This window comes from Streptomyces sp. NPDC058665, assembly GCF_042714995.1.
Classification (GTDB): Bacteria; Actinomycetota; Actinomycetes; order Streptomycetales; family Streptomycetaceae; genus Streptomyces.
Window position 1 is genome coordinate 18,963 of the sequence record NZ_JBHXRX010000083.1, and the last position, 13,433, is coordinate 32,395.

Here is a 13,433-nt window from a genome sequence, read left to right on the forward strand (position 1 = left end):
CCAGGGCGCGGTATCCCCGCCGGCCAGGCGGCGAAGGAGATGGTTTACGTGACCGCTACGCCCGTGCTGGCGTTGCGAGGGGTCTCCAAGCGGTTCGGTGCCGTGCAGGCGCTCACCGACGTAGAGCTTGAGGTCCATGCCGGACAGGTCGTCGCCCTCGTGGGCGACAACGGCGCCGGCAAATCCACGCTCGTCAAGACGATCGCCGGAGTCCACCCCATCGATGACGGCGTCATCGAGTGGGAGGGCAGGTCGGTCGCCATCAACAAGCCGCACGACGCCCAGGGACTGGGTGTGGCGACGGTCTACCAGGACCTCGCGCTGTGCGACAACCTCGATGTCGTCGGCAATCTCTACCTCGGCCGGGAGCTGCGCTCCTGGGGTGTTCTCAACGAGGTCGAGATGGAGCGCCGCGCCCGCGAGCTGCTCACCACGCTGTCGATCCGCATCCCCAGCGTGCGCATCCCGATCGCCTCGCTCTCCGGCGGCCAGCGCCAGACCGTGGCCATCGCCCGGTCCATGCTCGGCGAGCCCAAGCTGGTGATCCTCGACGAGCCCACCGCGGCCCTCGGCGTCGAACAGACCGCCCAGGTCCTCGACCTGGTCGAGCGGCTGCGGGAACGCGGCTACGCCGTGATCCTGGTCAGCCACAACATGGAGGACGTCCGCGCGGTCGCCGACAAGGTCGCCGTGCTCAGGCTGGGCCGTAACAACGGCTTCTTCGACGTCGCCACCACCTCGCAGGAAGACATCATTTCCGCGATCACCGGTGCCACGGACAACGCCGTGACCCGCCGCGCGGCGCGCAACGTGGAGGTTAAGAAGTGAGTCTCGACAAGACCTCCGCACCTGTCGGCACCGCCGACGACGCGCCCGCCCCCGCGGCCGGCGCGGCGACGGTCGCCGTGGACCCCCGGCTCGTCGTACGCGAACAGGGCTTCGCGGGCTACGTGTCGGAGTTCAAGCGCAAGATGCGCGGCGGTGACCTCGGTTCCATACCGGTGGTCCTCGGCCTGATCATCATCTGGGCGATCTTCACCAGCCTCAACTCGAACTTCCTCACCGCCGGCAACCTCTCCGACATCTCGGTCGCCATGGTCGGCACCGGCATGATCGCGGTCGGTATCGTCTTCGTCCTGCTGCTCGGCGAGATCGACCTGTCGGTCGGCTCGGTCAGCGGTGTGGCGGGCGCCGTCTTCGCGGTTCTCGCCGTCACACACGGCATGTCCGAGTGGCTCGCGCTGATCCTGGCCATCCTTACCGGCGCCGCCGCGGGTGCTCTCCACGGCTTCTTCTTCGCCCGTGTGGGCGTGCCCGCGTTCGCCGTGACCCTGGCCGGTCTGCTGTTCTGGAACGGCTTCATGCTCCAGATCCTCGGCGACAACGGCACGATCAACCTGGACCCCGACGGCCTGGTCGGCAATCTCACCGGGTACTTCTTCGCCGACGTCGCCGCCGCCTACGGGCTCGCCGTGGTCGTGGTGGCCGGATTCTTCCTCTCCTCGTTCTTCGACAACCGCCGCCGGGCCGCCGCTGGTGTCCCGTCCCGGCCGCTGAGCGAGATCATCGTCCGTACGGCGCTGCTGGCCGTCCTGGCCTTCGCCGCGGCGATCACCTTCAACCAGTACAAGGGCCTGCCCCTGGCCGTGCTGATCTTCGTGATCGTCCTGGTGCTGACGGACTTCGTACTCCGCCGCACCGCCTTCGGCCGCAAGATCTTCGCGCTCGGCGGCAGCGTCGAGGCCTCGCGCCGTGCCGGTATCAGCGTCGTCGGCGTCCGGATCGCGGTCTTCTCCATCGCGGGCACCTTCGCCGCGATCGGCGGTCTGTTCATCGCCTCGAAGATCGCCTCCGCCAACCAGGGCGCCGGCGCCGGTGAGCTGCTGATGAACGCGATCGCCGCTGCCGTCATCGGTGGCACCAGCCTCTTCGGTGGCCGGGGCCGCACCTGGAACGCGCTGCTCGGTGTGCTCGTCATCACGTCGATCCAGTACGGCCTCGCCCTTCAGGGCATCGCCTCGCCGATCCAGTACATGATCACCGGTGGTGTGCTGTTGGCCACCGTCGTCATCGACGCCGTCACCCGGAAGACCCAGAAGACCGCTGGTCGCGCCTGACAGCCGTCCTCGCACGTCGCGCCCGGTACCGGGAGGCCCGGTACCGGGCGTGTTCGTGTGGTGGTGGGGCGTTCGACGGGCGTAGGTCTGACATACGCACAGATGCTCATACGGTGAATCATGTGCCGCCCGATGACGCCCGTGGCGACGGGAACATTAGACTCGGCGGACCGGTATGCCAGATCAGTTCAACCCAAGGAGGCACGGTGACACAGCCGCGCGCAGCTCGACCGCCCGAGGCGGCGGTGGGCGACGGATGGGACCTGCTGACCCGCATCAAGGGCCCGCGTGATCTGGACCGCCTCGGCCCGGAGCAGTTGGAGCAGCTCGCCGGAGAGATCCGGTCCTTCCTCGTCGACGCCGTCTCCAAGACCGGCGGACACCTCGGCCCCAACCTCGGGGTCGTCGAGCTGACGATCGCGCTGCACCGGGTCTTCGACTCACCCAAGGACAAGGTCCTCTTCGACACCGGCCACCAGTCCTATGTGCACAAGCTGCTCACGGGACGTCAGGACTTCGGCAAGCTCAAGAGCAAGGGCGGCCTCTCCGGCTACCCGTCCAGGGCCGAGTCCGAGCACGACATCATCGAGAACTCGCACGCGTCGACGGTCCTCGGCTGGGCCGACGGTCTCGCCAAGGCCAACCAGGTGCTGGGCCGCGACGACCACGTGGTCGCCGTCATCGGCGACGGCGCGCTCACCGGCGGCATGGCCTGGGAGGCGCTGAACAACATCGCCGCCGCGAAGGACCGTCCGCTCGTCATCGTCGTCAACGACAACGAGCGTTCGTACGCGCCCACCATCGGCGGCCTCGCCGACCATCTCGCGACCCTGCGCACCACCGACGGTTACGAGCGCTTCCTGGCCCGCGGCAAGGACATCCTGGAGCGCACGCCGGTCGTCGGCCGCCCTCTCTACGACACGCTGCACGGCGCGAAGAAGGGCCTCAAGGACTTCATCGCACCCCAGGGCATGTTCGAGGACCTCGGCCTCAAGTACGTGGGTCCGATCGACGGCCACGACGTGGAGGCGATGGAGTCGGCCCTCCAGCGCGCCAAGCGCTTCGGCGGCCCCGTCATCATCCACTGCCTCACCGAGAAGGGCCGCGGCTACCAGCCCGCCCTCCAGGACGAGGCCGACCGCTTCCACGCCGTGGGCAAGATCCACCCCGACACCGGCCTGCCGATCGCCAGTTCAGGCGTCGACTGGACGTCGGTGTTCGGCGAGGAGATGGTCAAACTCGGCGCCGAGCGCGCGGACATCGTCGCCATCACCGCCGCGATGCTCCAGCCCGTCGGCCTGGAGAGGTTCGCCAAGGCGTTCCCGGACCGCGTGTACGACGTGGGGATCGCCGAGCAGCACGGGGCGGTGTCGGCGGCCGGTCTGGCCACCGGCGGACTGCACCCCGTCTTCGCCGTGTACGCGACCTTCCTCAACCGAGCCTTCGACCAGGTCCTGATGGACGTCGCCCTGCACAACTGCGGCGTGACGTTCGTCCTGGACCGGGCCGGCATCACCGGCACCGACGGCGCCTCCCACAACGGCATGTGGGACATGTCGATCCTCCAGTGCGTGCCGGGCCTGCGGATCGCCGCCCCGCGCGACGCCGACCAGGTACGGGCCCAACTCCGCGAGGCCGTCGCGGTCGACGACGCCCCGACCGTGGTGCGCTTCTCCAAGGGCGCCGTCGGTCCCGCGGTCGCCGCGGTGGGCAAGGTCGGCGGCATGGACGTGCTGCGCCGCCCCACGGAAGCTCCCGCGGACGTACTGCTGGTGTCGGTCGGCGCGCTCGCCCCGATGTGTCTGGAGATCGCCGATCTCCTGGACAAGCAGGGCATTTCGACCACCGTGGTCGACCCGCGCTGGGTCAAGCCCGTCGACGAGGCGCTCCCGCCGCTCGCCGAGCAGCACCGCGTCGTCGTCACCGTCGAGGACAACAGCCGTGCGGGCGGCGTCGGTTCGGCCGTCGCGCAGTCGCTGCGGGACGCCGGGATCGACATCCCCCTGCGGGACTTCGGCATCCCGGCCCGCTTCCTCGACCACGCCTCCCGCAAGGAGTTGCTGGCCGAGATCGGGCTGACAGCCCCGGACATCGCGCGCCAGGTCACCGGCCTCGTATCGAGGATCGACGGCCGCATGGCCGGCGAACTCTCGGCCGAGGAGATCACGCGCGACTGACGCGAACCACGTAGAAAACGCACCGGCGGATGGGCCGGTCGGACTCCCTGTACGGGTGGTCCGACCGGCCCATCCGTGTGAAATAAGCGCTCCCGGGCACCGGCGTCGCCGAGCACTTCTCGATCATGGCGGCAACCACGCACTCGGAGGTACGCCGGTGACCACCCCGCACGACACGGGACCCAGAAGACACCCGATGTTCCGCACGAAAACCGTCGAACAGTCCATCCAGGACACCGAAGAGCCCGAGCACGCGCTCAAGAAGTCGCTCTCCGCGCTGGATCTGACGGTCTTCGGCGTCGGCGTGATCATCGGCACCGGCATCTTCGTCCTCACCGGTGCCGTCGCCAAGAACAACGCGGGCCCCGCCACCGCCCTCGCCTTCGTCGTCGCGGGCATCGTCTGCGCCCTCGCGGCCGTCTGCTACGCGGAGTTCGCGTCGACCGTGCCGGTGGCCGGCTCCGCGTACACCTTCAGCTACGCCTCACTCGGCGAGCTGCCCGCGTGGATCATCGGCTGGGACCTGGTCCTCGAATTCGCCCTCGCCACGGCCGTGGTGGCCGTCGGCTGGTCCGGCTACGTACAGTCGCTCTTCCAGAACGCGGGCTGGCACATGCCCGACTCCCTCGCGGGCACCAACGAGGAATCCGGCTTCGGCTTCGACCTGTTGGCGTTCCTTCTCGTCCTGCTGCTGACCGCGATCCTCGTCCTCGGGATGAAACTCTCCGCGCGTGTCACCGCGGTCGTCGTGGCCGTCAAGCTGACCGTGGTCCTCATCGTCATCATCGCCGGCGCGTTCTTCATCGACTCGGCGAACTACTCGCCGTTCATCCCCGAGGCGCAGGAACAGCCCGCGGGCGCCGGACTCGCGTCGCCGCTGATCCAGCTGATGTTCGGCTACGCGCCCACCAACTTCGGCGTGATGGGCATCTTCACCGCCGCCTCCGTCGTCTTCTTCGCCTTCATCGGCTTCGACATCGTCGCCACGGCAGCCGAGGAGACGAAGGTGCCGCAGCGCGACATGCCACGCGGCATCATCGGCTCGCTGCTCATCTGCACCGTCCTCTACGTGGCCGTGTCCGTCGTCGTCACCGGCATACAGCACTACACCCGGCTCACCGTGGACGCACCGCTCGCCGACGCGTTCAAGGCCACCGGGCATCCCTTCTACGCGGGCGTCATCAGCTTCGGGGCCGCCGTCGGCCTCACCACCGTGTGCATGATCCTGCTGCTCGGCCAGACCCGGGTGTTCTTCGCGATGAGCCGTGACGGGCTGCTCCCACGCTTCTTCTCGCACGTCCACCCCCGGTTCCGCACCCCGTACCGCTCGACGGTGCTCCTCGGCGTGATCATCGCGATCGTCGCAGGTTTCACCAGCATCGAGGAGCTGGCGTCGCTGGTGAACATCGGCACGCTCTTCGCCTTCGTCGTCGTCGCGATCGGCGTGGTCATCCTGCGCCGTACGCGCCCCGACCTGCCGAGGTCCTTCCGCGCCCCGCTGGTGCCATGGCTGCCCGCGGCGTCCGTGCTGGCCTCGCTCTGGCTGATGCTCAACCTGCCCGCCGAGACCTGGCTGCGCTTCGCCATCTGGATGGCCGTCGGTGTGGTCGTCTACTTCGCCTACGGGCGCGGCAACAGCCGCCTGGGCAAGGCCGCCTGACGCCACATCAGTTTCCACCGCCACCCCCCGCCGCAGGAAAGTCGCCCATGCCCGTCGAGCCGCGGTCCGCCGCACCCCGCCTCTCGCCCACCCGCCCCGGACCCACCAGGCCGCTGCCGGCCCAGCGGAAGCCCACCCGGGCCGAACCAGCCCGCACCTTCGCGTACGGCTTCTGGCGACGACTGCTGCCCGTCCTGGCAGCCCTCGCCCTCGCCATCCGCCTCCCGTCCTTCCTTCACTCCTTCTGGAGCCCGGACGAGGGCTATCTCGCGGTCCAGGCCCGGATACTGGCGGAGGGCGGCGAGCTGTACGAGACCGTGGTCGACCGCAAGACACCGCTGCTGCCGTGGCTGTACGAGGCGGCGTTCCTGCTCTTCGGCGACGGATCCGGCCAGGCGATGAAACTCCTCGCCGTCGGCGCCCAGTTCACCACCGCCGCCCTGCTCGCGGCCTTCGGCCGGGGCCGCTGGGGCGACCGCTCGGGTGTCACGGCCGGGGTGCTCTTCCTGCTGATCTCCGTCGGGTTCATCCCGCAGGACACCCAGGCCGTCACCTTCGAGGTCGTCATACTGCCCTTCACCGCCGCGGCCGTCCTCTGCGCCGACCGGGGCCGCTGGGGCGCCGCCGGAGCGGCCGTCGCGGGGGCGTTCCTCACTAAGCAGACCGGGGGCGTCGTTCTCGTCCCGGTGCTCTGGCTGCTCTGGCGCACCCACGGTGCCGCCCCGAGCCGCGCCCCGCTGCGAACAGGCCTCCTGCGTACGGCAGTCGGCTTCACCGCCCCGGTCGTCGCGGCAGCGCTCCTGACCGACCCCGGGGGCTTCCTCTTCTGGACGGTCACCGGATCGGGGGCGTACGCCTTCTCCCTCGACGGATCCGAACTCCACGTCGTCGTCCGGGCGGTGGTGAACAGCTCCGTCCTCGGCCTCTGCTGCCTCGGTATCCTCCCGCCGGTCCGCAGAGCCCTGCACACCGGACCCCGGCCGCGCGATGCGGACCTCTGGGTCTGGTTCGGCGCGTCCGCCGGAGCCGTCGCCGTCGGCTTCCACTTCTTCGGCCACTACTTCCTGCAACTCCTGCCCCCCATCGCCCTGTTGGCGACCTCCGCCCTGCGCTCACTGCGCCACGAACGGCTCAGGCACGTCCTCTCCGTACCCGCCTGCGTCTGCGCGTGCTTCGTCGCCTGGGCCGTCTTCGCCCCGCGCTCCGAACTCACCCACGCGGAACGCGTCGCCATCGCCGTACGGGAACACAGCGCCCCGACCGACCGCGTCCTCGTGTGGGGGATACACCCGCAGACGTACCGCCTCGCCGACCGGACCCCCGCCAGCCGCTATCTGACCGCCGGGCTCCTCACCAACTTCAGCGGCGGCAGGGACGGGCCACAGGTGGGCGAGCGGTACGGGGTACCGGGAGCCTGGCGGGTCTTCGCCGCCGAGATCAGGGCGCGCCCACCCGCGCTGATCGTGGACGACTCACGGGGCAAGCCGTACGCCCCCGAACGCCTCCCGACGCTGCGCCGGCTCCTGGCCGGACAGTACGAGCAGCTTCCCGGCACCGTCGAAGGCACCGTCTTCTACGTCCGCTCGTCCGGGAGTTGACGCACCGTACGGGGCCCGACGCACCGCGCGCCGTACGTCTCGACCCGCCGCCGCAGCTCCCGGTCGGCGGTGACGACGACACACGGGCGCTCTCCCGCGCCCGCGGCCAGTTCGCTGATCAGGTCGTCACCGCTGCCGGGCGCCGCCTCCACCCGGACACCGGGCACGGACTCCACACCCCGCGCCCGCCCCTCCACGACCAGCACCACGTCCAGGGGGCCCGGAACCCCGGCGCCCGGCAGACCGTTACCGGCGAGCGGCACCAGTTCGTCCCGCAGCCGTTGGGCGGCCCCGCGCCGGTCGCGCCACCATCCGTCGGGCACCGAACCGACCACGTTCGCCCCGTCGACAATCAGTAGAATCCGCACTTCAGGAGCGTGCCACAACCAGCCGGGGCGGTACGGTTCCGCGTCACCCGCGAATGCTATCGTCGGGGAAATTTCATGCGCTGGGAAGGTGGCAGTGGGTCATGGCACTGCGGTCCGCACGGACGCCGAAACGATCCGGTCGGGGCCCCGGCGAGGCCCCGGACACCGGCGGCCGGCCGGCTGAGTCCATTCCCGTTCCCACGGCCGACGGTGTGGTCCCCGCGACCACCGGCTGGCTGCTGCGCGGCAAGGACGGCAGGCTCACCGCGTACGCGCCCACCGACGACGGTGTGCGGCGGTGGACGGAGGACCGGCTCGGCGGTCCGGGCTGGTCGGGCCCCGAACTGCTCCCGGCCCCCGGCCTGTTGCCGTATCTCTCCATCGCCAGTGGCGCCCAGGGTTACGTCCATCTGGTGGGCCTGCGCCGCATGCCCACCGACGACGGACAGATCCGTACGGACGTCGTGTACGCCGTCCAGTTCCAGACAGGCCGCCCGCTGCGCGACTGGCAGCCGCTCGGTACGCCGTACCCGAAGGACCTGGCCAGGGGCGGCCTCATCGGCCTGCCCGGGGCGGTGATCGACCCCAGCGGCTCGCTCTACCTGTTCGCCCGCAACGCGGGCCGCGGCCTGTCCGCCAGGCTCCAGAAGCCCACCGGCGCCTGGTTCGCGTGGGCGGACCTCAAGGGGTCCAGGATGACCGGCGAGGCGTCGGCCGTCGTGGGCGAGGACGGCCTGATCGAGGTCCTGGCCCCGACCGACGACGCGGTGATGCGCTGGAGACAGCCGAAGCAGGCCGCGAAGCCCGAACGCGACCTGAAGAGCTTCGCGGCGCGCGTCACCCCCGGCACCCTCAGCTCCGAACGCACCGGCGCCGACCGCCTCACCCACTACTGGCGCGACACCAACGACCGTACGGTGCACGCCTGGCGGCTCGGCGAGGGCGAGACCGCCCCGCTGGGCGGCCCCGGCACCGGCCCGATCGCCCTGCTCCGTACGCCCGTCGACGGCCACGACTGCACGATCCTGGCCCAACGCGGCCTCGACGGCCGCCCCTTGCTGGCCGCCTACCCGACGGAGAACGAGGCGGCGGGCGTCACCTGGACTCCCACGGGCGAGGAGTGCGTCGGCGCCCCCGCCCTGGCCCTGGACGGCCGCGGCCGGGTGGTGATGGCCGCGGTGGGCAAGGACGGCACCCTGCGAGTGGCCCGCCAGAAGGCGGAACCGGGACTCGCGCTGGAGGCGTGGTCACGCGTCTGACGGGGTGCGGGGTCGCCTCCGGCGCGGTTTCGTGGTGCGGGTCGGTGTCCGGGTGCGGGTTCGCCTGCGGCGCGGGCTGGGTTGCGGTCGGTTGCCGGGTGCCGCTCCGGGGTCATGCCCGGACGGCGTGATTTACGCCGCGTGCCCCGTTCGTTGGACCCGGGGGAGCCGGGTTGTCCACGCGACACAAATCAGCCTGAGTGTCCGGACACGACCCCTGCCCGTCCCCCTTTCATTCCGCGGGCCGGTGCGGGGTTGGAACAGCGCCACGCGACGGCCCGAGGGGGGCGGGGGTGCAGGAGGGGTGTGTTCGGACACTCAGGCTGATTTGTGTCGCGTGAACAACAAGGGCACATCGGGTCCAACGAACGGGGCACGCGCCGTAAATCACGCCGTCCGGACATACCCCTCCGGAGGCCCCGACCCCCGCCCGTCGGCAACGAAACCGCACCCCAAAAGCAACCGCCGGACGGTATCCCGTTCCCTACACAGGCACGCTCGCCACACCCGGCTCCAGGAACTTCTTCCCGTTCACCCGCTCCGAGACGCCCTCCCGGTCCAAGTACGGTGTGATACCGCCCAGATGGAACGGCCAGCCCGCGCCCGTCAGCAGGCAGAGGTCGATGTCCTGGGCCTCCGCCACGACGCCCTCGTCCAGCATCAGACCGATCTCCTGCGCCACCGCGTCCAGCACCCGCGCCCGGGTCTGGTCCTCCGTCAGCACACTGTCGCCCTGCTTCAGCAGCGCCAGGACCTCCGGGTCCAGCTCCGGCTTCCCGGAGGCGTGCACGTAGAAGCCGCGCTTGCCCGCCTTCACCACGGCCGCCAGATTCTCCGAGACCGTGAATCGGTCCGGGAACGACCGGTGGAGGGTCTCGGAGACATGCAGACCGATGGCGGGTCCGACCAGCTCCAGCAGCACCAGCGGTGACATCGGCAGACCCAGCGGCTCGACGGCCCGCTCCGCCACGTCGACCGGGGTGCCCTCGTCGATGATGTTCTGGATCTCACCCATGAAACGGGTGAGGATGCGGTTGACGACGAACGCCGGGGCGTCCTTCACCAGCACCGCGCTCTTCTTGAGCTTCTTCGCGACACCGAACGCCGTCGCCAGTGACGCGTCGTCCGTCTGCTGACCGCGCACGATCTCCAGCAACGGCAGGACCGCCACCGGGTTGAAGAAGTGGAAACCGACGACCCGCTCAGGGCTCTTCAGCTTCGACGCCATCTCGGAGACCGACAGCGACGAGGTGTTCGTGGCGAAGATCGCGTGCGCGGGAGCGACCGCCTCGACCTCCGCGAACACCTTCTGCTTGACGCCCATCTCCTCGAAGACGGCCTCGATGACGAAGTCGGCGTCGGCGAAACCGTCGGCCTTGTCCAGGACTCCGCTGACCAGACCCTTGTAGCGGTTGGCCTTGTCCTGGTTGATCCTGCCCTTGCCGAGCAGCTTGTCGATCTCGGTGTGGACATAGCCCACACCCTTGTCGATCCGCTCCTGGTCGATGTCCGTGAGCACCACGGGCACTTCGAGCCTGCGCAGGAACAGCAGCGCCAACTGCGAGGCCATCAGCCCGGCTCCGACCACACCGACCTTGGTGACCGGACGCGCGAGCGCCTTGTCCGGCGCGCCCGCCGGACGCTTGGCGCGCCGCTGCACGAGGTTGAACGCGTAGATCCCCGACCGCAGTTCACCGCCCATGATCAGGTCGGCGAGGGCGGTGTCCTCGGCGTCGTAACCGGCCTGGAGGTCACCGTCCTTGGCGGCGGCGATGATGTCCAGCGCGCGGTACGCGGCCGGGGCCGCGCCGTGCACCTTCGAGTCGGCCACGAACCGGCCGCGTGCCACGGCCTGGTCCCACGCCTCGCCCCGGTCGATCTCCGGGCGCTCGACCGTGAGTTCGCCGCTCAGCACCGACGCGGTCCACAGGAGCGACTGCTCCAGGAAGTCGGCGCCCTCGAACAGGGCGTCGGCGATGCCCAGTTCATGGACCTGGGCGCCCTTGAGCTGCTTGTTCTGGTTGAGCGAGTTCTCGATGATCACCGTGATCGCGCGGTCGGCGCCGATCAGGTTCGGCAGCAGCGTGCAGCCGCCCCAGCCGGGGACGAGACCGAGGAAGACCTCGGGCAGCGAGAAGGCGGGCAGCGCGGCGGAGACGGTGCGGTACGAGCAGTGCAGCCCGATCTCGACGCCACCGCCCATCGCGGCGCCGTTGTAGTACGCGAACGTCGGCACCGCGATCCCCGCGAGCCGCTTGAAGACGTCGTGACCGCCCTTGCCGATGGCCAGCGCGTCCTCGTGCCGCTTCAGCAGCTCGACGCCCTTGAGGTCGGCGCCCACGGCGAAGATGAACGGCTTGCCGGTGACACCGACACCCACGATCCGGCCCTCGGCGGCCTCCGCCTCGACCCGCGTGATCGCCGCGTCCACATTCGCCAGCGACTGCGGGCCGAACGTCGTCGGCTTCGTGTGGTCCAGTCCGTTGTCCAGCGTGATGAGCGCGAACGTGCCCACCTTGCCGGGGAGTTCGAGGTGGCGCACATGCGCCTGGGTGACGACCTCGTCCGGGAACAGCTCGGCCGCACCCTTCAGGAGTTCAGCGGTGCTCACTTGTTGCCTCCGTCGAAGTGCGGGTTCTCCCAGACGACCGTCGCGCCCATGCCGAAGCCGACGCACATGGTGGTGATGCCGTAGCGGACCTGCGGCTGCTCCTCGAACTGCCGGGCCAGCTGCGTCATCAGCCGTACGCCGGAGGAGGCCAGCGGGTGGCCGTACGCGATGGCGCCGCCGTACTGGTTGACGCGCGGGTCGTCGTCGGCGATGCCGTAGTGGTCCAGGAAGGCCAGCACCTGCACGGCGAAGGCCTCGTTGATCTCGAACAGACCGATGTCACCGATCGACAGACCGGCCTTGGCCAGCGCCTTCTCGGTCGAGGGGATCGGCCCGAAGCCCATGACCTCGGGCTCGACACCCACGTACGCGTAGCTCACGAGGCGCATCTTGACCGGCAGCCCGGCCTCGCGCGCGAACTCCTCGGAGGCGATCAGCGAGGCGGTGGCGCCGTCGTTGAGACCGGCCGCGTTGCCGGCCGTGACCCGGCCGTGCGGGCGGAACGGAGTCTTGAGCCCGGCCAGGGACTCCAGCGTCGTCCCGGGTCGCATCGGCTCGTCCTCGGTGGCCAGGCCCCAGCCCGTCTCACCGCCCTCGGGGCTGGTGCGGCGCACCGAGATCGGCACGAGGTCCTGCTGGATCTTGCCGTTCGCGTACGCCTTGGCGGCCTTCTCCTGCGAACGCACGGCGTACTCGTCGGCACGGGCCTTGGTGATGTGCGGGAAGCGGTCGTGCAGGTTCTCCGCCGTCATGCCCATGAACAGGGCCGACTCGTCCACCAGCTTCTCCGAGACGAACCGCGGGTTCGGGTCGACGCCCTCGCCCATCGGGTGGCGGCCCATGTGCTCGACACCGCCGGCGACGACGACGTCGTACGCGCCGAAGGCGATGGAGCCCGCGGTGGTCGTCACGGCGGTCATCGCACCGGCGCACATCCGGTCGATCGAGTAACCGGGCACGGACTGCGGCAGCCCGGCGAGGATGCCGGCGGTACGGCCGATGGTCAGGCCCTGGTCGCCGATCTGGGTGGTCGCGGCGATGGCGACCTCGTCGATCGTCGCGGGGTCGAGACCCGGGTTGCGGCGCAGCAGCTCCCGGATGGCTTTCACGACGAGGTCGTCGGCGCGGGTCTCGTGATAAATGCCCTTCGGGCCCGCCTTGCCGAACGGGGTGCGGACGCCGTCGACGAAGACGACGTCCCTGACGGTACGAGGCACGATGGCTCTCCTCCAGGGTGCGGATGGCTCTGCGGGCACGCTTGCTTCCCACCTTATGCTACTTGCGGGTAACCGCACTGCACAGGTGCCCGGGGTGTTCTGCGGGTCACGCCTCCGGCGGGGGTTCGTGGTGCGGGTGGGTGTCCGGGTGCCGCTCCGGGGTCATGCCCGGACGGCGTGATTTACGCCGCGTGCCCCGTTCGTTGGACCCGGGGGAGCCGGGTTGTCCACGCGACACAAATCAGCCTGAGTGTCCGGACACGACCCCTGCCCGTCCCCCTTTCATTCCGCGGGCCGGTGCGGGGTTGGAACAGCGCCACGCGACGGCGTGAGGGGGCGGGGGTGCAGGAGGGGTGTGTTCGGACACTCAGGCTGATTTGTGTCGCGTGAACAACAAGGGCACATCGGGTCCAACGAACGGGGCAC

General features: G+C 70.0%; 9 protein-coding genes. 6 read left to right on the forward strand and 3 right to left on the reverse strand.

The features are described 5' to 3' along the window. Positions 1 to 39: 39 nt before the first annotated feature. The 5 genes from ACFWV8_RS34295 (at position 40) to ACFWV8_RS34315 (ending at position 7,552) form a co-directional block, all read left to right on the forward strand. Positions 40 to 828, forward strand: coding sequence for an ATP-binding cassette domain-containing protein (locus tag ACFWV8_RS34295; RefSeq protein WP_329379920.1), 789 nt, complete (start codon positions 40 to 42; stop codon positions 826 to 828). Further along, positions 825 to 2,117, forward strand: a complete 1,293-nt coding sequence (locus ACFWV8_RS34300; protein WP_384213596.1) for a sugar ABC transporter permease — start codon at positions 825 to 827, stop codon at positions 2,115 to 2,117. The genes ACFWV8_RS34295 and ACFWV8_RS34300 overlap by 4 nt, the downstream gene beginning before the upstream one ends. Before the next feature lie 245 nt (positions 2,118 to 2,362). Next, entirely contained in the window at positions 2,363 to 4,294 is a 1,932-nt protein-coding gene (dxs, locus tag ACFWV8_RS34305; RefSeq protein ID WP_384213617.1) for a 1-deoxy-D-xylulose-5-phosphate synthase, read from the forward strand. A 196-nt stretch (positions 4,295 to 4,490) separates the two neighbouring features. After that, positions 4,491 to 5,954, forward strand: a complete 1,464-nt coding sequence (locus tag ACFWV8_RS34310; protein ID WP_384213600.1) for an amino acid permease — start codon at positions 4,491 to 4,493, stop codon at positions 5,952 to 5,954. Positions 5,955 to 6,001: 47 nt separating this feature from the next. Continuing rightward, positions 6,002 to 7,552, forward strand: a complete 1,551-nt coding sequence (locus ACFWV8_RS34315) for an ArnT family glycosyltransferase (RefSeq protein WP_384213603.1) — start codon at positions 6,002 to 6,004, stop codon at positions 7,550 to 7,552. On the opposite strand, the gene ACFWV8_RS34320 is transcribed toward ACFWV8_RS34315, so the two are convergent. After that, a complete protein-coding gene (locus tag ACFWV8_RS34320; protein ID WP_384213606.1) occupies positions 7,528 to 7,920 on the reverse strand; it encodes an NTP pyrophosphohydrolase in 393 nt (130 codons plus the stop codon). The two genes, ACFWV8_RS34315 and ACFWV8_RS34320, sit on opposite strands and share 25 nt — an antisense overlap. A 101-nt stretch (positions 7,921 to 8,021) precedes the next feature. Between ACFWV8_RS34320 and ACFWV8_RS34325 the strand changes: the two genes are divergently transcribed. Further along, positions 8,022 to 9,179 carry a hypothetical protein gene (locus ACFWV8_RS34325; RefSeq protein ID WP_384213609.1) on the forward strand — a complete coding sequence of 386 codons (1,158 nt, stop codon included), beginning with the start codon at positions 8,022 to 8,024 and terminating at the stop codon, positions 9,177 to 9,179. A gap of 484 nt (positions 9,180 to 9,663) precedes the next feature. On the opposite strand, the gene ACFWV8_RS34330 is transcribed toward ACFWV8_RS34325, so the two are convergent. Both ACFWV8_RS34330 and ACFWV8_RS34335 read right to left on the reverse strand, forming a co-directional pair. Further along, the gene (locus tag ACFWV8_RS34330) at positions 9,664 to 11,790 is read right to left on the reverse strand and encodes a 3-hydroxyacyl-CoA dehydrogenase NAD-binding domain-containing protein (RefSeq protein ID WP_384213613.1); all 2,127 of its coding nucleotides are present in this window, start codon (positions 11,788 to 11,790) and stop codon (positions 9,664 to 9,666) included. After that, a complete protein-coding gene (locus ACFWV8_RS34335; RefSeq protein ID WP_329379902.1) occupies positions 11,787 to 13,007 on the reverse strand; it encodes an acetyl-CoA C-acyltransferase in 1,221 nt (406 codons plus the stop codon). Before ACFWV8_RS34335 ends, ACFWV8_RS34330 begins: the two co-directional genes overlap by 4 nt. Between the last annotated feature and the right edge of the window lie 426 nt (positions 13,008 to 13,433).